General features: G+C 45.1%; 8 protein-coding genes, 1 tRNA gene and 4 pseudogenes. 8 read left to right on the forward strand and 5 right to left on the reverse strand.

The genetic code is table 11. The annotated features are described in order from the left end of the window. The first annotated feature begins 6 nt into the window (after positions 1-6). From JCM10512_RS15970 to JCM10512_RS16000, 7 genes and pseudogenes are all read left to right on the forward strand, one after another. Positions 7-1,157 (forward strand): annotated as a pseudogene (locus JCM10512_RS15970) (glycosyltransferase family 4 protein). A gap of 10 nt (positions 1,158-1,167) precedes the next feature. Then, on the forward strand, positions 1,168-2,325 hold the full coding sequence (locus tag JCM10512_RS15975; protein ID WP_044164696.1) for a glycosyltransferase family 4 protein: 1,158 nt from the start codon (positions 1,168-1,170) through the stop codon (positions 2,323-2,325). A gap of 3 nt (positions 2,326-2,328) precedes the next feature. Then, the gene (locus tag JCM10512_RS15980; protein ID WP_044164697.1) at positions 2,329-3,186 is read left to right on the forward strand and encodes a glycosyltransferase family 2 protein; all 858 of its coding nucleotides are present in this window, start codon (positions 2,329-2,331) and stop codon (positions 3,184-3,186) included. A 4-nt stretch (positions 3,187-3,190) separates the two neighbouring features. Beyond that, entirely contained in the window at positions 3,191-4,645 is a 1,455-nt protein-coding gene (locus JCM10512_RS15985) for a polysaccharide deacetylase family protein (RefSeq protein ID WP_044164698.1), read from the forward strand. A gap of 8 nt (positions 4,646-4,653) precedes the next feature. Next, positions 4,654-5,860, forward strand: a pseudogene (locus JCM10512_RS15990) (glycosyltransferase family 2 protein). 133 nt (positions 5,861-5,993) lie between these two features. Then, positions 5,994-8,647, forward strand: a pseudogene (locus JCM10512_RS15995) (PAS domain-containing hybrid sensor histidine kinase/response regulator). A gap of 57 nt (positions 8,648-8,704) precedes the next feature. Continuing rightward, positions 8,705-9,811 carry an endonuclease/exonuclease/phosphatase family protein gene (locus tag JCM10512_RS16000; RefSeq protein WP_044164699.1) on the forward strand — a complete coding sequence of 369 codons (1,107 nt, stop codon included), beginning with the start codon at positions 8,705-8,707 and terminating at the stop codon, positions 9,809-9,811. Between the two features lie 200 nt (positions 9,812-10,011). On the opposite strand, the gene JCM10512_RS16005 is transcribed toward JCM10512_RS16000, so the two are convergent. The 3 genes from JCM10512_RS16005 to ettA all read right to left on the reverse strand — a co-directional run bounded on the left by JCM10512_RS16005 (position 10,012) and on the right by ettA (position 17,139). Beyond that, positions 10,012-11,541, reverse strand: coding sequence for a hypothetical protein (locus JCM10512_RS16005; protein WP_052517252.1), 1,530 nt, complete (start codon positions 11,539-11,541; stop codon positions 10,012-10,014). 290 nt (positions 11,542-11,831) lie between these two features. Beyond that, on the reverse strand, positions 11,832-15,209 hold the full coding sequence (locus tag JCM10512_RS16010) for a TonB-dependent receptor (RefSeq protein WP_044164710.1): 3,378 nt from the start codon (positions 15,207-15,209) through the stop codon (positions 11,832-11,834). Between the two features lie 241 nt (positions 15,210-15,450). Continuing rightward, entirely contained in the window at positions 15,451-17,139 is a 1,689-nt protein-coding gene (ettA, locus tag JCM10512_RS16015) for an energy-dependent translational throttle protein EttA (RefSeq protein WP_044164700.1), read from the reverse strand. Between the two features lie 123 nt (positions 17,140-17,262). Between ettA and JCM10512_RS16020 the strand changes: the two genes are divergently transcribed. Continuing rightward, a tRNA-Lys gene (locus JCM10512_RS16020) sits at positions 17,263-17,335 on the forward strand. A 129-nt stretch (positions 17,336-17,464) separates the two neighbouring features. Here the strand turns inward: JCM10512_RS16020 and JCM10512_RS16025 are convergent. Continuing rightward, positions 17,465-20,236: a two-component regulator propeller domain-containing protein gene (locus JCM10512_RS16025; RefSeq protein WP_044164701.1), complete on the reverse strand. Its 2,772-nt coding sequence runs from the start codon at positions 20,234-20,236 to the stop codon at positions 17,465-17,467. 102 nt (positions 20,237-20,338) lie between these two features. After that, a pseudogene (locus JCM10512_RS16030) lies at positions 20,339-22,611 on the reverse strand (heparinase II/III domain-containing protein). Positions 22,612-22,634 lie beyond the last annotated feature (23 nt).

Below are 22,634 nucleotides of genomic sequence, written 5' to 3' on the forward strand. Positions count from 1 at the left end.
CGCACCATGAAAATCGTCTATTATTTACCCTCTTTATATGCTCCGGGCGGGCTGGAGCGAATTGTCACCTTCAAAGCCAACTATTTCGCGGAGCATTTCGAAGGGTATGAGGTCTACATCATTACTTCGGAGCAGATGGGCAAGGAGCCGCATTTCCCGCTCTCGCCAAAGGTGAAACATATCGACTTGGATGTTGTTTTCGACTGGCCGTATGATCAATCACGCCTAAGTAAAGCGTTGAAATTTCCGTTTCGCTACCGCCGCTTCCGCAAACGGTTATCCAATGCCATAAATTCATTGAGACCGGATATCACGATCTCGACTTTACGCCGGGAGCTTACTTTCATCACTGACTTGAAAGATGGTAGTATTAAGATGGGAGAATTCCACGTCAGCCGGTATGCTTACGGGGCAGAAGCGGTGCAAAGCAAGAATTTCTGGATCGGCCTGATTAAAGAAAGATGGTCGAAAAGATTCGTCAGGGGTCTATCTAGCTATCTAAAGTTGTCATACTCACCCATGAAGGTGCAAAAGACTGGCCTGAACTAAACAACATAACGGTTATTCCCAATCCCATAGCAACGCCATTGGAAGGAAAGCAAACGGATATATCGTCCAAACATGCCATTGCAGTAGGGCGATACGCTCCTCAAAAAGGATTCGACAGGCTGATTGCCGCTTGGGCCATAGTGGCTCAGAAGCATCCGGACTGGACATTGGACATTTATGGAGAAGGCGAACTGCAAACTGTTCTCCAGCAACAAATAGATGAATTAGGCCTACACGAGAACTGCATACTCCATCATACGGTTTCGAACATTGCCGACAAATACTGCATGAGTTCGATTTTCGTTTTATCAAGCCGCTACGAAGGTTTGCCGTTGGTATTGGGCGAAGCAATGGCGTATGGAGTCGCTCCGGTTGCTTTCACCTGTCCCTGCGGGCCACGCGACATGATAACTGATGGAGTAAACGGTTTGTTGGTAGAGGATGGCAACATCGAACAGCTTGCGAATCGTATCGGTTACCTGATTGAGCATGAGGACATTCGCAAGCAGTTGGGGGAAAAGGCTCATCAAAGAGCTAAAGACTTCACAATGGAAGCCATCTCTCTTCAGTGGAAAGCCTTATTTGAAGAACTTATGTCAACTAAATAAAGCATATAAAATGACTATTATCTATTTATATCGATCGCTGGCCGTGTATGGCGGAATAGAAAGAATATTCATCGACAAGATAAACTATCTGGCAGAAAACCTCGGATATAAAATTTATATAGTTACTTGGGAGCAAGGTACACACCCCATCATCCATCCCTTATCCCCGAAAGCCACCCATATCGATTTGGGCATACTGTTCTACAAAGAGTACACTTACACGTTTATTAAACGTATGTGGGCGCATCGACAAATGGAGAAGTTATTCTTCAAAAAGATTCAAGATTTGGTAAGTGATACCCAAGCGGATATCGTGATAGGAGCTAGTTGTGAGTTTCCAACAATGGTGGGAATGAACTTGTTGGGTAATAGCGTGCGCACGATATTGGAAAGTCATAGCATGCGAAAAAGCATTGAAAAAGATATTGAAGGAGTGAAAAACCCCTTCACACGACTAGCGTTTAGATGGAAAAACAAACAATTGCATCGCCTTGTGCAGCAGATGTCGGCTTTCGTTACCCTGACCCGAAATGATGCCAGAGACTGGTCAGAAATAACCGATGCGATCGTTATTCCTAACCTATTGCACTACTATCCGCCAGAGTTAACAATCAATACTTCAACGCATAAGCGGGTCATCAGTGCAGGCAGACTAACCGAACAGAAAGGCTATGATTTATTATTAGCCACTTGGAGCATCGTACATCAGCAACATCCTGACTGGACATTAGAGATATACGGAGATGGAGAGGATAGAGAAATGTTATCCAAGCAAATCGAAGAGAAGAGCTTACAAACAGCAGTCTATCTGTATCATGCCACTCCCGATATCTATGACAAATATAAGCAGAGTGATTTTTATGTGATGAGTTCCCGCTGGGAAGGTTTTGGCTTGGTATTAGCAGAAGCAATGTCATGTGGCATTCCTTGCGTTTCTTTTGATTGTCCGCATGGCCCTTCGGACATTATAAAAAATGGAGAAGACGGATTGCTTGTGGAAAACGGTAATGTTGAGCAGTTGGCCAAAAACATAGGATATCTTATTGAACACGAAGACATTCGCATGGAGATGGGCCGCAAAGCCCGAGAAAATGTGAAAAGATACCTACCGGAGAATGTAATGCCTCAATGGCAGAAGTTATTCGAGTCATTAATCCTTAAGAACTAATTCATGAGTAAATGGTTTGAAAAGTATTTGACAATATACGAGAAACCTTTTGGTTCTGTTCCGCAAGATATAATTAGCAGTATTGAGCGGGAACTAAAAACGCTGAACACACATGAACAGCCGCTGGTTTCGGTCGTTCTAATCTGCTACAACGAGGAACTTCATCTAACAAGTTGCCTGTGGTCGCTTGTCGAAAATCAATGCAGCTTCCCAATTGAGATACTTGCCGTCAACAATCATTCAAGCGACGGAACGGAACAAGCGTTGAAGACCTTGGGCGTAACCTACTTCAACGAGGAGAAGAAAGGGCCGGGACATGCACGCCAATGTGGATTGGATCATGCAAAAGGTACGTATCATCTATGCATCGATGCCGACACAATCTACCCGCCACACTATATTGAAACGCACGTAAAGGCGTTGATGAAACCTGGCGTAGCAGCCACATTCAGTTTGTGGAGTTTCATGCCGCAGGAGGGGCAATCGAAGCTGGGGTTATGGTGCTATGAGACACTCAGGGATATTTACCTGAACATTCAGGCTATCAATCGTCCCGAACTCTGTGTACGCGGTATGACATTCGGCTTCCACACGGTTTTGGGACGACATTTCGGATTCCGCACGGATATTCGCCGGGGTGAAGACGGATCGCTGGCTCTGGCTATGAAACCACATGGCAAGCTCGTTTTCATTCGCTCGAAGAAAGCCCGGGTGATGACGGGCAACGGTACGCTGAACACCGACGGAAGCTTAGCGAACAGCTTCAAGCTACGGGTCGTTAAAGGGCTGAAAGGTCTCAGTGGACTTTTCACTTCCCAAAAAAAATACGAAGATAAAGACAACAATATGATAAAGAAATAATCGCATGAATTCTACTAGTTTATTTTATCTATGTATCCTGTGGATTGGCCTGACAACGATGAGTTGTGTCAAGCAGCAGAGTTTGTATGACCCGGATGATAAGACACAGGACAAAGGACAAGCGCGAGAGGTGATTAGCGAAACCGACTTTCTGTATCCGTTTATAAACGAAACGCCCGAAAAACAAATCGAAATCACGATCCGCCTTCAACCCGGCAAGCCGCTAGCTGGTCTGACGGCAAACATGCCCGCACTTAAATATAATAAAAAGTGGTTATTCATGCTTACACAGGATGACTGCAAACCGGCTGCTTTTAGTCGAACGTGGGCTGCCATCCATGGGAAACCAATATCGGACAGATACTATTATGACGTAGCACAGCTTTATGAAGGGGATCTACCTCCGGACGCTTATTTTCTGGGAAAGACGCTGGGCTCCACGGACGGTACGGGGCGTGAGGTGCGTTTCTCGTTTACCACGACTCTCGCTCCTGAATGGGATTATATGAACGCAACCACGAATGTATTCAAAGGATTCACCGAAAACTACTATCGTTTTTTCCTGAAATCGGGGTTGATATGGGGCAATGTGAGAGAGATGCTAAACTATGGCGTCGGGATTGCGTTCCATGATATGAAAATGGATAACAGCACCTCACAAGACCTAGTCACTCACTTTGAAAAGTCGCAGGAGATTATACTAAATAAACTATCCGGAAGAGGATGTAAGATGTTGGCAGAGCCCGGCGGGGATAAGGCATATCTTGAAGCCGCCCAAAATTACCCGCTTATCTCAACACTCACTGCCCAAGCCGGAGCGTTGAAAGTCTATCCGTTCAAAGAGGGTTTAGATATAGATCATACGCCAATAGAAAGAGCATTCTACGACAGGCCTGCTCAGGTAGAACAGCGAATAACGCAGACGCTTGCTTCGGATACTTATACGAAGTTACCGGCTATTTACATAGGTGTACACAACACGGATATTGGTTGGGTGGATCTGCTGAAATGGATCAATGACTCGTATGGCAAAGATGGAGACGACAGTGTATGGTTTCCCAATCAAGAGGAGTATTATGAATATACTTATTACCGCAATCGCAGTCTGATAAAGTTAGAACAGCAAGACGCAACTACGTGGAAACTGACCTTGACGCTAACAGCCGGCTCGTATTTCTACTACCCTTCGGTGACGGTGAACGTAGCCGGATTGCAGCTGGAAGACATTGCTTCGGTCGAGTCCAACGAAACGGTCACCGGGCTGTCGTACGCCAATTACGGCGAGGGACTGATGCTGAACATTGACTGCCGGAAGTACTTGGCGGAGCATGCCGAACACTTTGTGGAACGGTATGAGAAGAATCGGTCGGACGCGTCGGCAAAGGCTGATGCCACCTATTTTGTGAGCATGCTCAAGGAGTCGGCTCAAAAGGATGCATTGAATAAACGAATCAAATAGAAGCAACTATGAGCACGTTACTTTGTCTCGAGATAATCTTCTGGATCGCCCTGTTTGTGGTGTTCTACACCTATCTGGCTACGGGATTTTGCTCTACCTGTTGGTCAGGCTGAAAGAGATGTTTGTCAAACCCACGAAGTGGCAACTGCCTGATACCGACAGCCTGCTACCTGAAGTGACGCTCTTCATCACGGCCTACAACGAGGAAGCGGTGGTGGACGAGAAGATGGAGAATTGTTTGGCACTGGACTATCCGGCGGACAAGCTCCATATTGTCTGGGTGACCGACGGAACGACCGACGACACCAACCAACGCCTGCAAACCCGTTGGGCGGGAAAGGTTACCGTGCACTTCCAACCCCAGCGACAGGGGAAAACTGCCGCTATGACGCGGGGAATGGGGCTCGTGGATTCGCCGTTGGTGATCTTCACCGATGCCAACACGATGATTAACGACCAAGCGGTACGGGAAATCGTTCGTGCCTTCTGCAACCCGAAAGTGGGCTGCGTGGCAGGTGAGAAACGGGTTGCCTCTCAGGAAAAAGATGGAGCGGCAGCCGGTGGTGAAGGAATCTACTGGCGGTACGAATCGACCCTGAAAGCACTCGACGCACGCCTTTACTCGGCTGTTGGGGCGGCCGGCGAACTGTTTGCCATCCGCCGGGAACTCTTTGAACCGATGGAGCCGGACACGCTTCTCGACGACTTTATACTCTCGATGAGAATCACCATGCGGGGCTACATCATCGCCTACTGCAACAACGCCTATGCACTCGAAAGCGGTTCGGCGGATATGCGCGAGGAGGAAAAACGAAAGGTACGCATCGCTGCCGGAGGGTGGCAATCCATCGCACGGCTGCGAGCTTTACTAAATCCGTTCCGCTACGGTGTACTGAACTTTCAATATGTATCGCACCGGGTACTGCGGTGGTCCATCACCCTTTCCTACTCTTTGCACTGCTCCCACTCAACCTGGCAATCTGCCTGGCAGGCGGGAATAACTGCCTTTACGGCACCTTACTGATACTGCAAGCGGTCTTCTATCTGGCAGGATGGAGGGGTTATGTGCTTTCGACCCGGCAGATCAGAAACAAATATCTTTTCATTCCTTATTACTTTCTATTTATGAACATCAACGTACTCAAAGGCATCGGTTATCTACGCAAAAGACAGGGCAACGGAGCTTGGGAAAAATCACGGAGGGCAAAGGTATGATTCCCCGAAAATCCAACCGTCACTGCATTGAAACGATATTTTCAGTTTTGATAAACCAATCTTTCAACTTTTTTGTTACCTTTATAATGAAATACAGAATAACCAGTATTTTGCCTAATAATTGCGAATGAACATGAGCAGAACACTACATAATCCCGATAATTTCCAACGGATTCTAAAGATGACCGCCGACACGATGTTGTTGGTCAACTCGGATGGGATTTGCGTCGATATTGATGTCCACAGCGACCTTTGGTTTATGACGGAGGAACGGCTGTTGGGGAAAAATATATTCGACTTATTGCCCGAATACACCTTGCAACAATTGAAACCTGACTTCGAAAGAGTACTCAACGAACGGGTCACACTTAACAAGAATTACAAAATCGTTTTAAACGAGGAGAAATACTACTTCAAATGTGTCATGCATCCGTATGACGATCTAGTGCTTTGCCAGTATCGCGACATCACGAAACGAAGTAACGTCAAACGCTTGCTCGAACACGCTAACCATACGCTGCGGGAGATCCAAAAGGCGGCACAGATAGGCCAATGGATTTACAACAGCTACGACAATACTTTCCAGTACATGGGCCATACGGGGATTCTATGCAAGGAATCGGTACAAAGTGTCACCATGAGCCAGTACCTTACGGTGGTGATCGAAGAGGATCGCACGCTGTTTATCGACTGGTGGAAACGCAACCGCGATACGCTGACCGACGAAAGCATGAACTACCGGATCCGGGTTGATAACAGCATTCATTACATCCGCATCAAAACGTACTCGAGGGAAGTCTTACCCAACGGGCAATTCCGCTTGGAGGGCTACATACAAAACGTGACCGATATTCAACATCGGCGCAACGACATCAATACGCTCACACACGCGATCAACAACGCTAAGGAGAGTATCTTCGCCGCAACGCAAAGCGGCACGCTGATCTTCGCCAACCGGAAGTTCCTCGAGAATCATAGCTTGTCGGAGGATTATGCGGATAAGAATCTGAAGATCTATGACATTGTAGCCAACGTCGAGTCGGAACAGGAATGGGACGAACGTTGCCGGGAGATAATCGATGGCAGCAACGGTAGTTTTGTGGCTTATCACCCGATCAAGAACAATAAATCGGTGGTGGCGCTCGAAGGCATGATCTACCGGGTGACCAACGATTCGGGAGAGGAAAGCTTCTGGTCGTTCGCACACGATATAACGGACCGAATGCGCTACGAAGCGCAGATCAAACGGCTCAACCGCATCATGGACAACACCATCGGCAACCTGCCCGCAGGTATCGTGGTGAAGGATATCAGCGACGATTTCAACTATATATACTGGAACAACGAAGCGCACAACCGCGACTCGTACATCGAAAACCCGGTCGGCAAAAATGACTACGACTTCTACCCGATCGAAATCGCTCATCAGCGACGTGAGGAGGATGAACTGGTGGCCAAATCAGGCGTGGGAATGCACTGGACGCTGGAGGGGAAAGATAAAAACGGGAACTTACTCATCCTCGACAAACGGAAAATACGGGTGAACGGGGATGGCTTGGTGTCGCCTATCATCATCAGCATCGAATGGGACATCACGGAACTGGAAATGGTGAAACGGGAACTGCAAGCCTCGAAGGAGAAAGCGGAACTTTCCGATAAACTCAAATCGGCTTTCCTCGCCAATATGAGCCACGAAATCCGAACACCGCTCAACGCCATCGTAGGATTCTCGCAACTCATAGCCGAAAGCGCTGATGCCGACGAACGACGCTCGTTCTACGAAATTGTAAGCTCGAACAACGAACGGTTGCTGCAACTGATCAACGAAATACTCGACCTGTCGAAAATCGAATCGGGCATCGTAGAATTCACCCTGGGACCGGTCAACCTCGACAGCTTATGCAGGGAGGTGTACGACGCTCATGTGTTCCGTACCCCCCTCGGGGTCAGCCTGGTGTACGAAAATTCGGACAAGCATATCGTGATTGTATCGGACAAGAATCGGGTGTTCCAGGTCATCTCGAACCTGATTGGTAACGCGTTTAAATTCACGACGCAGGGCGCAATCAGCTACGGCTACAAGATGGAGGACAACATGGTCGTCTTCCACGTCACGGATACCGGCATGGGCATCGAACCCGAAAAGGTGGGTCTGGTATTCGACCGATTCGCTAAACTGAACAACTTCGCGCAGGGCACGGGACTAGGCCTGTTTATCTGCAAAACAATTGTCGAACGATTGGGCGGGACGATCTCGGTCGTCTCAATGGCGGGCAAAGGAACCACGTTCACCTTCACGCTACCCAGCGAAATGACGGACAACGAAGACACGGACGAACATAAAGTGCTGGAGAAGACTGTCGAAACCGATGGGACGACGCTCAATCTGCCCACGACCAAGCCCGAAGGCCAAAAGCGTGCGACCATACTCATCGCGGAAGATACGGACAACAATTACGATCTGCTAAATGTAATCCTGCGGTCGTCGTACAACCTGGTACGTGCTCGAGACGGTATGGAGCGGTGTATCTATTCGAACACGCCAAACCGGACCTGATTCTGATGGACATCAAGATGCCTAACCTCGACGGTATTGAGGCAACCCGCATAATCCGTGAACTATCTCCCACCATTCCGATTATCATGCAGAGCGCGTACGCGTACGAGAATGACAGGCAAATGTCTTTCGAAGCGGGATGCAACGACTTTCTGGCTAAACCGCTTTCGAAAGATATACTGAAGGCAACCATCCGCAAATGGCTGGGCGAAACTGAAAACAGTGGCTAAACAATAGAAAGGCTCAATGCGTTAATATATGTATTCTTAACCTTTCTATGTCCAAAAATGAAAGCAGTATTTCGGTTGTTCTATTATATCTCGATCCTCCTGACCTGTGTATTGGCAGGAGTTACTTTTATCGGCTGTCTGGCCGGTTATATATCTCCGTATGAGTGTATGTTCGCGTCGTTCGTCGCGCTGTTCCTCCCCACTTTGCTGCTCCTGAATATGGGAGCGGTTTTATATTGGGCCATCCGTTGGCGGTTCTGGGTCTTTCTCCCCTTGCTTGCCGTGGTGGCTAACTGGGGCTTTCTGACGCGGGTTATCCAACTGTCGAACACAGCGAGCGACTTGTATGTTCAGACGGATTCAACAGCTTCGGCTAATTACACACAACTGGTGGTGGCAACGTACAATGTAGACCGGTTCGGCAGCGATCATGTGGCGCGTTCGTGCAAGGAAATAGCCAGTTATATGAAAACGCAGGAGGTGGACGTCATGTGCTTTCAAGAGTTTGGCGGGAACAATGACTTTACGGTCGACAGCATTCGCACCACGCTTTCGGAATGGACGTACTCGTACATTCCGATTGGCTCACCGAACAAAGACCCGCTCTTGCAGTTGGCCATCTTCAGCCGCTACCCCATCCGTGCTCAGCAACTCGTCACCTACCCCGACAGCAAGAATTGCAGCCTGTGGTGCGACATCGACATCAACGGCCAAGTGGTCCGCCTATTCAACAACCACTTGCAGACCACAGCCGTGAGTCACAACCGGCGCGAACTGGAAAGAGAATTCAAGATCGAGAGCGGACAGGGTATTTGTCGGGCCTTGTCGACTCTAATCAGCGGACTGCGTGACAACTTCAAAAAACGCTCTGTCCAGGCAAACTACCTCCGCCATATGGTGGACGTTTCCCCTCATCCCACACTGGTCTGTGGTGACTTGAACTCTCTCCCGTCTTCGTACACGTATCGCCAGATTATAGGCACCAAGCTACTCGACGGCTTCCAAACCTGTGGTAAAGGATATATGCACACGTATCGTTACCTCAAACGTTTGCTGAGAATTGACTACATTTTCCACACCGCGGACTTCATCGGGCTGGAGTACTTCTCACCGGAATTGGAACACAGTGATCATAAACCGGTACTCATGCGGATGAAAATCTAAAGACCTTTATGTAATACCAACAGACTGTCTCTGCATACTTTTTACAGAACTTTTAAAATGGTACCACTTATTTATGCTAACAGAATCTTTAGAATTACTCATACACCGTTTCCTTTCATCAAATAAGATACAATAAAATAAAAGGAACAAGCATATAAAGCTCATTCCTTTTATTTTCATCAAAAGTGACTATTATTTTATTAAAATCCTATCAACTCATAATCGATATTAAATGTTTTTATTAAAATAGACGATTGGCTCCCATCCTTAGGAGAAACTTTAACTATGAAGCGAACTCCATAAGGAAAGAGCCAACCACTAGGACAATAATCATAAGTTAGATTAATCTCCTTTGTATGAATTTTAATTAAGTCTTGCTGTAATACTTCTACTTTGGCAACTTTCAATACTTCAGGGTTAATTACTAAATAACTAGAAAAATCTATTTTTTTAGGCAAGTAACAGATTCGCGTATATGTGCGAATCATATCATGACCATATTGAGGATCCAGCTCCCATTCTTCAAGTTCATCAAATTCAGTTATCTTCATTACAGGTTTTTCACGCAAATACAAGACTCCTAATGGTTTATTATACAAAGGAATATATCCCACAGCATTAGATGGGATAAATGTTCCTGGGACCCAAAATGAACTAGGAGTTGAAGGAAATGCACCTCCTTCTTTACCTGTACCAGTCAATTTCATATTAACATCTAGACTCATACTAATAGGCGTCTCACTACTGCCGCCAACAATAGCACTAAAAAGTTTCATTACTGCTCCTGGCAAATTCCCACTAGCAGCTGATAATGCACTGGAAATACCTTTAGACAAGTCTTCAAAAACCCGACCAGACAGTCCTAACTTATTCTCACCTGTATTTTTATCTACTGTATTATTAGTTATAAAATCTCTTCCTATACCCGCAAGGACACCTGTACCTATAGTCTGTCCAATTCCAACCAAAGGTGTAAAGAAGTCCCTATTAGAGGATTTTCCTATAACCCCATTTAGCTTTCCAACAGCACGACCTCCTAATTCCACCGTTTGAATATTATAATAATTTAAAGTCCAACTCATCTGTATTTCATTATATGGAATATTCTCTAAATTTGGGTCATATGCAATTTCATATTGTAGCATGTACCATCTATTCGATGCTAAAGGTAATGAGCCATCTTTAGGCGCGGGTTGTATTTGCATGTATTGTTGACTATAGCTACTAATATCTACAGCTTCACCTCCCAAAAAATTCAACATTGAAGAGCGATGACCAACAATAGATATCCCATCCTGAATATAAGAAGAGGAAGTTACAAACGAAGTTGTCAAATATAAATATATACGCATAATTCCCCTATACTTATTATAAAGTATAAAGTAAGGGTTAACTAGTGGTGCTCTAGCATCTTCATCAAAAGTGCTATAAAGCAATTCCCAACCATTAATAGCTTTTCTATCATTTACGACATCAAAACCATACACCCCCACTAGACTTCCCTGTCCAACCCAAGGAGTAGGTATCCGAGATTGCATTGAAGGTGTTGGCATCCAATCAACATTCTCCCAATCAAAAGCAATTGTAGGTACAGCACGTGTTTTAATCTCCACTTCATTACTTAGATTGTCTAGTTCATCCATATCACTACAATTAGTAATAGCAATACTGAGGAAAATCCCCAAAGTAAGTAAAAAAGGAGTCCGAAGTGATTTAATAATTGTTTTCATAATGTTCTAATTTTAAGTGAATACTTAGATAGTAAAACAAATCAATAAGAAAACCAATAGAAATAAAATAATTGCACTCGTCGACTAGTCCTTTTATTCGCCTCTAAAATACATAAAAAACCTAAATAAAAAAAGCTTTTTGCGCATTTTATTTAATCAATATTAAGAAATTTATTCACGCACATGTAAAAACGACTTCTAGGTCATACTATTAAAAAATCACTAATAAAAAAGCTGACTCAATATATACATATTGAGTCAGCTCGGAAATTAATTTTAGAATCAGTTGATCAATGGAACAAATAGCGTATGCTAAATTGTATTGAATACGTAGAGTTGAAGCTCTTATATTTTGTATAAGACTCAGACAATTTCTGTCCGTTATTCTTTTGGAACGTGAACCCTTTGCCTGCACCTGTACCCGTTTCTCCATTGCTATCATAAGCCAAGAGATTCGTGTTGTTTACGACCTTATACAAGCCCCAATCTGAATTCAATAGATTCAGGAAGTTCTTCACGTCAACTCCGAATTGAAGTGTGTGGCGCTTTCCACCTACATTCATGTAGAAGTCTTGCATGAATTTCAAATCCAATTGATGATGCCAAGGCATGGTAGCTCCACCACGTTTAGCGTATTCACCTTTATGATTCTTCAGGTAGCTATCTTGATTGATATATGCCCAGAAGTCATCTTTCTGCTGATCGGCCGTATAAAGCTGTCCATCCAATTTATAGTCATCATACTTGCTAGTCACGCTATTCTTTGTCTTCTCAGCGAAGTCCCAATCATTAAGTTCTTCTCTGGAACCGGGGATATAAAGCAAGTTGTTAGCACCACCGTCACCAATAATATTACCGGCAAATGTGTAAGAGTAACGAGCATAACCATAACCACCAGCATATCCCATATTCATTCCTTCATAAACCAAAGAAAGTGAAGAAGCAAAGTTCTTTGCATACTCTAGACGATATCCGGCAGAAGCTACAATACGGCTAGGAGATACATAGGTACCGTAACCGGTTTCATGACCGTTGATACTGTTTACAGAATAGGTGTTGGTTTTATAGGCTGATGTTACCTGGTCACCAATACCGTCGCTGTAAGACTTAGCTTTTGAGTAGGTATAAGCTGCGGACAGATTCAAACCAAAATCAAACGTTTTAGCCAACTGAGTCGTGATGGAGTAATAATAGGCTCTGTGACCACCATTCTCAATGAAGTATGCGTTTTGTGATTTGTTAGTCCATGATGCATCTGCATATCTGGCATATTTACTACGTGTATCGTTCGGGCTATAAGTAGTTGTTCCATCAGCAGGTTTAATCGCCTTATTAGAAATAACCGCAGGATTGATGTCTTTATTGAATATACCTTCTAAAGTGAAGTTGATATCACCCGGAAGTTTAGCGTCAAAAGCTAAAGATGTTTTCCAAGTTGATGGCATCTTCAGGTCCTTATCAATAATTGTAGGATCGACTGGAGATGTAATAGTAGCAGTTCTGCCATTCGGATACAACTCATTTAAAACTCCCGACACGTTCTTTTGGAAATGGGGTTTTAAAGTAGCCTTAGTAACATCAGTATAAGAGTATTGGGTTTGACCAACATTCGAGTTACCTACAGCAGAAACTAACCATACAAATGGCAAGCGTCCTACATAGATTCCTGTACCTCCACGAAGTACATACTTACGTTCGCCAGTGATGTCCCAGTTGAAACCTACACGAGGAGAAACAGATATTTTTGCAGAAGGTACTTGGTCTGTTGAATAGCTAACTCCACCAAAATCACATCGAGCGAAATCTTCGTTATAGTTATCTTTCAAAGAAGGATATTTAGGCAATTCGAAACGAACACCGGCAGTCAACTTAAAGTTATCATTGATATTCATCTGATCTTGTACGTACAGTGAATATTGCAGGGTCTTCATCTCTGCTTTGAACTGGCTATAGTCAGCAGCGTTTGAATGTGTGATGGCGAAAGCTGAAGGATAGGCATTATTCTTGAAGTTATCCCAAGAATCAAAGATATAATATCCATTACCTGCTTGTTGGAAACCATTGGTCGCCTTATTATATTCAAACTGAACACCAGCCAATAGGTTATGAATACCTGTTGAATAAGAAGCTTCGTCAGTTAATACAAATGTTCTAGCTTGAGCAAGGTTGCCTACAGAGAAAACATCCGGCCCGAGACGTGCATATACAGCACCGTCTTTCAGGATATCGACCGTTGGGAAATCGCTGGCACCATTATAACTTCTCGGCTCATCTTGGAAAGAGTAAGTCACACGAGTCACATTATTCAATTTGCCATCCAACCACTTAGAGTTCCACTCAGAAGCGTATGATGTAAAGTTGTACTCTTTAAAGTAACGAGAATTTTCGAAATACAAAGCGGCATCATGGTTTACATTACCCGCCCCTTTGGAAATGTCAGCTCCTCCGGGGTAAATATTATTAGCATACAACGGAGATGTTGAAGAGGTAGGTCCGTTACTATCTTTTGAATGTGCACGTGTAAAACGGAAGTTAATTTTATGATTATCGTTAATATTCCAATCTAAACGAGCCATAAGCTTATAAGCTGGTGTATTAACCGAATATCCCTGATAGCGTCCCGGATTATATCCGTAGTTACTAATGAAATAGTCCCGGATCTCGTCCATATCCGAAACGGTTGGCCGATGAATATTGGCAGTCTTAGAACCCCAGGCATCAGTGCCATTTTCTCTGGCTCTACCGGTAGGACCTGCGGTTACATTATCCTCATACTCACCATTAACAAAGAAGAATAACTTATTTTTGATAATTGCTCCACCAAGGCTGGCACCGTAAGTGTGGAGTTGCGATTTCTCACGTATCAGTTCTAAATCACCTACTTTATTACCTCTCAAATTCTCATTGTTCAGGTACATATAAGCTGAACCGGTAAATTCATTTGTACCACTCTTGGTTACAGCATTGATCGCTCCACCAATAAATCCACTTTGACGAACATCAAATGGAGTTACCGATACGGCAATCTGTTCCAAAGCGTCCAAAGAAATCGGAGAACCACCACCAGGAAGGTTTGAACCTATACCAAATGTGTTGCTAAACGCAGCACCATCGACCGTTACTGAAGACTGACGGTAGTTACCACCACCTACAGCAAATCCGTTTCCAGTGTTAGCGCCTTGCGGAGTCAAACGCATCATGTCATTCATGCTGCGGCTAACTGTGGGCAAAGAAGCGATCTGGTCACTGCCGATATTGGTAATTGCCCCGGCACGGTCTGATTTCATGTTGCTGTTTCTGGAAGCGCTCACTACAACTTCATCCAGCAACTCGGCGGATTCTTTCATCCAGCCATTCAATACGTAGTTGTCGCCCAACTGAAGATTAATGTCTTTAAACACTACACTTTGGTAACCAATGTAGGTAATCTCGACTTTGTACGGACCACCGGTACGCATCGCTTGCAGATTGTACTGCCCGCTAATGTTGGTAACCGTTGCGTAACGGGTCCCGGAGGGTTCGTGGATAGCAACGACTGTTGCTCCGACAATGGGTTCATTCTGTGCCGTGATCTTACCACTCATGCTGGAAGTGGTGACCTGAGCACGAATAGCAGTTGCAATGAGCAGCACTGCCAAAAGTAAAAAAGATCGCATTCTTTTTAACATAATATAATTAGTTATGTGATTAATAAACCGTAGGCAAAGATAATTGATAGTTTCCATATGAACATTACGTTTATGCTACATTTTTTAAGAGAGATAAACAGATAATGCAAAGATTAGAACGATTCTAAAAAAGATGTAAAAAGAAAAGAGCCACTTCCGCCTGACAAACAGGGCGGAAATGGCTCTTATATATCCAATAAAAGCAGTCGGCAGCTTCACCAACAACTCATATCGTAAAAGATTAATCTTCCATCAATTTTCTGTAACGAACACGCTTCGGTTCTTCGTTTCCAAGACGCTTCAGTTTGTTCTCTTCGTATTCCGAATAGGACCCTTCAAAGTAGAACACATTGGAGTCGCCTTCGAAGGCAAGAATGTGGGTACAGATACGGTCGAGGAACCAACGGTCGTGCGAAATAACCACCGCACATCCGGCAAAGTCTTCCAGACCTTCTTCCAGTGCACGCAGTGTGTTGACGTCGATATCATTGGTCGGCTCATCGAGCAAGAGTACGTTGCCTTCTTCTTTCAGAGCCATCGCCAGGTGCAGACGGTTTCTTTCACCACCGGAAAGCACACCGCACAACTTCTCCTGATCGGAACCGGCAAAGTTGAAACGGGAAAGATACGCACGTGCATTGACGTCGCGTCCACCCATACGGATCAGTTCGTTACCGTTGGAGATAACCTGATACACGCTCTTGCCAGGATCGATGTCTTTATGTTGCTGGTCTACGTAGGCCACTTTCACGGTCTCTCCTACCTCGAAGCTACCTTTGTCCACCGTTTCCAGACCCATAATCAAGCGGAAGAGGGTTGTTTTACCGGCTCCATTGGGACCGATCACACCCACAATACCATTCGGGGGAAGCATAAAGTTCAGGTCGTCGAACAACAGTTTATCGCCATAAGCCTTACCTACGTGCACCGCTTCGATCACCTTATTACCCAGACGCGGACCATTCGGAATGAAGATTTCCAATCTTTCTTCCTTCTCTTTCACGTCCTCGTTGAGCAGTTTATCGTACGAGTTCAAACGAGCTTTACCCTTAGCCTGACGAGCTTTAGGAGCCATGCGAACCCAGTCTAACTCACGTTCCAATGTCTTGCGACGCTTGCTGGCTGTCTTCTCTTCCATCGCCATACGCTTCGTTTTCTGTTCCAACCAAGAAGAGTAGTTTCCTTTCCAAGGAATACCCTCACCACGGTCAAGTTCGAGAATCCATCCGGCTACGTGATCGAGGAAGTAACGGTCGTGCGTCACAGCGATAATCGTTCCTTCATATTGCTGCAAGTGTTGTTCGAGCCAGTCGATAGATTCCGCGTCCAAGTGGTTGGTAGGCTCATCGAGCAGCAAGATGTCGGGTTTCTGCAAAAGCAAGCGGCAAAGAGCCACCCGGCGACGCTCACCACCGGAGAGGTTAGCCACCGATTGTTCTTCGGGAGGACAGCGGAGTGCATCCATAGCACGTTCGAGTTTGCTGTCCAAGTTCCACGCATCGGTAGCGTCGATGATGTCTTGCAACTCTCCCTGACGGGTAAAGAGCTTGTCCATCTTATCCTGATCCTCATAATATTCGGGCAAACCGAACTTCTGATTGATCTCTTCATATTCATTCAGGGCATCCACAATAGGCTGTACCCCTTCCATTACAATGTCTTTTACTGTTTTTGTATTGTCCAGATAAGGTTCCTGTGCCAGATATCCCACCGAATATCCCGGAGAAAACACGACTTCTCCCTGATAAGATTTCTCCAACCCTGCAATAATCTTAAGCACAGTTGATTTACCGGAACCGTTCAGACCGATAATACCGATCTTTGCTCCATAGAAGAACGATAGGTAAATGTCCTTCAGTACATTCTTATTCGGTTGGAAAGCTTTGCTCACTCCCACCATTGAGAAGATAATTTTTTTATCGTCAGCCATATAATAAATTAATGTATATTGTTGATAATGCTACAAAGATATGAAAAATGTTTGGAATGTTTTGGAGTTCTAAAAAAATGTTCTACCTTTGCACCCGCAATTCGAAAGAATGCTACAAGGATTGATTCGCTAGCTCAGCAGGTAGAGCACAACACTTTTAATGTTGGGGTCCTGGGTTCGAGCCCCAGGCGGATCACAAAGAGAGAGAGCCAAACGGCAACAAAAATTAAAATAACTCCTACCGATAGTAAATATTGGTAGGAGTTATTTCTTTATATATAACAATACAGTTGGGGAAGAGTTACTAACCAATGCCAAAGTTTACTCATTCTTCATTCGTTCGGCCAATGCTTCGGATGTATTCATTCGGTGTAATCCCCGTCTCTTTCTTGAAATAACGGAAGAATGAAGTGCGCGAACTAAAACCACATAATTCGGCTAAAGCGGTCAGCGTGTACTTCGCATACTCATCTTCATTAATCAAACGCTTAAACTCGGCTATGCGATAGTCATTCAGGTAATCATAGTAACTCTTGTCCAAAAACTGATTGAACACATAAGATAGCGTATAGGGCGAAATGTTGAGCATCGTTGCTAGGTCAGCAATCTTTAAATCGGGATTGATATACAACCTCTTTTCTTGCATCAGAGCATCGAGTTGGGCAGCCAGTTTCCGGCACTCCTCCTTACTCATGTTACTCTTTCGGTATTTCTCTTCAACGACCGACTTCGAGGCCTCGGCAAGATCGGTGGCTAGTTGTTGTTTCGTTCTTTTCCGATAATAGGCAACTCCCAGACATACGATTACGACTAATAGGAGAATAATGATCCAAAGGGCGGCATTGAAAGGCGAAGCAACTACCACCGACAAACGGATTTCGGACTCTGGTTCACCGATTCGACGCAGTTTGAATTGATACTTTCCGGGAGTCAGGTCATAGTAGGTCAGTTCGGACTTTCCACTTAGCTGCTGCCATCCCTCATCCAGGCCTTCCATACAGTATTCGTACGACATATAAACAGGATCGGAATAGGTAAATCCGGAAAAACAGATGGTCAGATTCTTATGCGATGGTTCCAGCGAGACTTTGTAGTCTTTGCCTTCTTTCTGGACGATCGGGTAAAAAGCTTCTTTGCCATTCACATATACATCGGTAATAGCCAATGGATAGGCGTTGTTTCCTTTCTCATCACGTAGGTCTCTGGTTAGGTAAATCAATCCTTTTGAATTGCCAAACCATATTGTTCCGAATGAATCGATCACAGGAAAGCACGTAATAAAAATAGAGCTGGGCAAGCCATCGACAAAATTATAAGGGACGAATGTGCTCTTTTTATCATAACGATAAAGACCCAGATTCGTACCAATCCACAGCCATTCTTCACGATCTTCTATCATAAACATCGCATCTTTGCCCTCCAAAGGAGTGCCGGGCTGGAATCGACGGAAGTTAGTCATCGACAAGTCGGAGATAAAGATAGGGCCTTTGTCGGGGAGGAAATATAACTCGTGGTCGGAGTCTTCATACACCGTCCGGACTTTCTCTTTATGGATAAAGCCTTCGGGGAATACATCCGCTTTCAGGCTCCGGGCTGAAGGGTCCCAGATACACAGGCCGTTGGCTGTACAAATCCACCCTTTACCTGTGGAGTCGAAACAAATATCAAAGACATTGCCTTCCGGAAGCTTGGAGTTCGAGTTGGTGTAATGATTCAGCTGTTTCCCATCCTTGTACCGATACAGTCCCATAGAGGTGGCGATCCATAAACAGCCTTCGCTATCCGCCTTGACACAAAACACATGGCCCTTGAGAAAAGGAGTGCTCTGCGAAGAATCAAAATCACGGATGCTCAACGTAGAAGGTTCCAGCACATACATTCCACCGCCATAGGTACCAATATAGTACTTACCCTGAAAAGGATAGATACACATGATCATATTCGAGCGAAGTTGGGGAGATTTGAAGCTCTTGAATCGTTTGGCTCGCTCATCAACGTAGAACAAACCGTTGCGGGAACCAATTAATCGTTCGTGGTCATTGATCGATATGGCACGAACAGGCATCTCTTTGGAGTCAAAAGAGGGAGGATACGCGTAGGTGGAAAAGAGTCCACTCTGATACAGGGTGTAGTCAAGTCCCAATTGATAGAACCCAACCCACATCAACCCTTCTCGGTCTACTAACAAAGAATAGACTGAATTGGAACGGATTCCGCCACTGGTACCGGGTTCATAGCGGAAAGAGCGTATAATCTGTTGTTCTTTGACGGACACAAAGTGAACGCCATTCCCATCTGTACCCACATAGAGCAGATCTTTCCCATCACTTGAGAGATCGGATATTATATGGCTGCCTAAATCAATCCCACTGTCGCTAAACTGTCCCGTAGGTATATCGTAGACAATCACTCCATGTTCCATCGTTCCCAGATAGAGTTTGGAACCTATTCGGGCGATCTTCCGATAGGTATAGTCCGGCTTATGCTTACCGTCGTAGGGACATAACGTTATTTTCCGGGTAGACAGGTTCATGGAATAGAGCTGGGAACGGGTCAGAATCCATAATGTGTTCGCTTCTCCCCTGCCTAAGTCGACAATGAAGTTATCCGGCGACAAGATGTCCGGATTGATGGCAATCCGTTTCAGCTGATTATGCCGGTTGACAAACAATCCATTTTCACTGCCAATATACAACGCTCCCTCGGAATCGGTCAACAAAGCACGAACGCCACACTTTATGATATCCGGGGCGAATGGGTCTAACTTATTTTGTTCTTTATTTACTCGCCAAAGTCCCATATCGTTTCCTACCCAAAGCTGATTGCCTACTGTTTCGGTTATCACATTGACCCATTTCAGCTTTTCATTGTCCCCGAATATCGGATAGTGCTTGAAACGGAAGCCATCAAAGCGTTCTATGGATGTAGCTGTTCCGATCCAAACATAGCCTAGGGAATCTTTATACAAAGCACTGACCGTTAAATCGGATAACCCGTCCGTTTCCGACAGCCCCCGAAAAGAGTAAGAGGACGCGTAAGTAGAGAGGGTCAGAACAAGAAACAGAAGGCTAATAATGTGTCGTATCAGATTATACATAGGAATTCAGATTTGATGGAAACCATACAAACCTACATAAAATATCCCATACTTTATATAGGTTTGTACAAAAGACAAAGCATACTCTACCAGAAATGAGTGTTAATCTGCTAGCTTGACTTTCAATTGAGACTGCTTGTAAACAACAGGCATTCCATGACCATTCACTTCCAAGGCTACCGGTTTCCTCGCTGCTTTGAAACTGGCGTTTATCTTCGGCTGCCCTTCGATCCATAGGTTCAACTTCTTATCTTCCTCTTTGCGGATAACAAACAATTTGGAAAGAGAAGAGAAATAGCTCTCTTTATCTCGTCTGAGCGCACTACCGTAACAGATAAAAAAGTCTTTCGCATCAGCAGCCGCTGTTCCCTCGGGATAAGAAACGGCAAATAGATAGGCGTCCGTCATCCAACCATCCGGCATAATCCAAGAGTTACTGTGCATCAGTCGCCCGTCTGCCAATTGATTGATGTATAGATCGGTCACTTTTCCCTGGTGGCGGATGCGCAGGCCAATCCAGTCTTGCCCTTCTCTTCGCTCCATCTTTGGCAGTTCCTTTTCATCGGGCGTATCTTTCAGAATGATCGCCGTCAGTCCTTTGACACGGTTGACTTCGGCGGGCAGATGAAAGGAGTAATAGGTTTCCGTTCCTTTCAGATCTTCGGTAGGCGCTTCCACCTCTTCCCAATATAAATCTTCCGGATAGTCGTGTACAAAATTAGACTTCGCCAACAAACGAGGATATAGGGGACGAATGACAACGGACGATTTATCATTGGTTATGTTCACATCGACTCCAGACTTCTGGTAGGTTCCATTCGTATGCCACAACCATTCGAAGCGCCCTACTTTATGAGTTTTCAAGTCATCGATCATATAAATCACGTTATCCATCCAAAGGAAATGGCGGAAGTTACGGCTGAAGTTGTCCGACATCGGGCCGGTACCATCTGCCAGTACATACTTCAGATTCCCGGCATCCATGAGATGATAAAGATGACCCCTTAACGTAGATCCGCTATACTGCTGTTCGCGTGACTGTCCCTGTCCGTTGAACAAGACGACATTGTGAGCCTGACTCTGAAAGAAGTAGTTCCGGTAATTCGGATTCGGATACCAACAGTTGCCTCCATCTTTAATTATATCGACTCCTTTATGGAAGAGGATAAATGAATTGGCATCGGCATGAGAGTGATTCCATGTGTGGCCACTTTTCACCGCTAACAAGGTGGCATCCTTTTCCCATGAGTTGCGCATCGTTGCCCAGCCAAAATCGGCAAACAACTGGGAGGTGGCAGATTGGGTATAGCAGGTGCTTTACGCAGATCAGGGGTATAAAGGAAACCTAACGGACGATTCAGAAAGAAGCCATCGCGATGCTGTCCCGGTTCCACCTGATTGATATACCATAAGATGGCGGGGTCTTTGATTCCCAACGTGTACAACAGCATCATGCTGGACTCGGCAGCTACATTTTTATGACTATCGCCAAAGTTCAGGCTATGCAGTATCCCCGTACGTGGGTAGCATACTTGAGAGAAGTAATTGGGTAGTTTGGCTAGTTGAGGAATATCTCCCGCATCTTGTCCGGGATGTGTATTGATCCACGCAATGCGGAACAACAAGGCCTCCTGAATACCGAAGTTCGCATAATTCAGGCTTTCGTACATTCCTCCAGCCTCATCAAAACTCTTCGCTTTTTGTTGCAGCACATCGCCGGCGAAGTCAAACCATTCGGGTAGCGCTTCGTGAAGCTGTTCTACCCATTCCCTGGCTTCAGGCAGTTCGTTTTGAAGACTCATGGCCAACAACCCTCCCTGACAAACACAGGAGGTCCACCAGTTATGTCCCATTGAATTCAACGCATGAATACGGGTAGGCTCCAGCAACCAATCGCCTAAGGCAGGTTCCACAGCCAATCGCTTTAAGCCCTGAGCTATTTTAGTTCGATCCGAAGCAGAAAGGACATCGTAGGCTGCATCATAGGCCATCGCGCAGAGAAAAGTCTTATGCGCCATTCCCAGATGCGAACGCCACACGGGAATGCGAGCCATCATCTCTGTATCGCCCCATGTCTCGGCTTCGATCGCTTTCAATAGAATCTCTTTGATCGTGTTTGCATAGCTCCGGTCATTGGTCATTAAATAGGTTAACGCCAAGTAGTCGAGCTTATTAAAATCCTTCTTATTCAAAGCCTCATCCGCAGTCTGCTGAATACTCACCCAGGCTTCCTGCAATTTAGGTTCACTCTGCATACGCTGTTTCACCTGCTGGATGCGTTGCGGTGTGTACAATAGTGAAGGGTGCTTTATCTTTTGCGCATAGCCGAAGGATGTAAGCCACAATCCGATTAAGCATAAAACAATTTGCCTCATAATATATCTTTCTTTTTGATGTT

This window comes from Bacteroides reticulotermitis JCM 10512 (assembly GCF_000517545.1).
Lineage (GTDB): Bacteria > Bacteroidota > Bacteroidia > Bacteroidales > Bacteroidaceae > Bacteroides > Bacteroides reticulotermitis.

Excerpts from the sequence above, each read along its gene's own strand:
- JCM10512_RS15975 (WP_044164696.1), top strand. The coding sequence starts at position 1,168 with ATGACTATTATCTATTTATATCGATCGCTGGCCGTGTATGGCGGAATA.
- JCM10512_RS15980 (WP_044164697.1), top strand. The coding sequence starts at position 2,329 with ATGAGTAAATGGTTTGAAAAGTATTTGACAATATACGAGAAACCTTTT.
- JCM10512_RS15985 (WP_044164698.1), top strand. The coding sequence starts at position 3,191 with ATGAATTCTACTAGTTTATTTTATCTATGTATCCTGTGGATTGGCCTG.
- JCM10512_RS16000 (WP_044164699.1), top strand. The coding sequence starts at position 8,705 with ATGAAAGCAGTATTTCGGTTGTTCTATTATATCTCGATCCTCCTGACC.
- JCM10512_RS16005 (WP_052517252.1), bottom strand. The coding sequence starts at position 11,541 with ATGAAAACAATTATTAAATCACTTCGGACTCCTTTTTTACTTACTTTG.
- JCM10512_RS16010 (WP_044164710.1), bottom strand. The coding sequence starts at position 15,209 with ATGTTAAAAAGAATGCGATCTTTTTTACTTTTGGCAGTGCTGCTCATT.
- ettA (WP_044164700.1), bottom strand. The coding sequence starts at position 17,139 with ATGGCTGACGATAAAAAAATTATCTTCTCAATGGTGGGAGTGAGCAAA.
- JCM10512_RS16025 (WP_044164701.1), bottom strand. The coding sequence starts at position 20,236 with ATGTATAATCTGATACGACACATTATTAGCCTTCTGTTTCTTGTTCTG.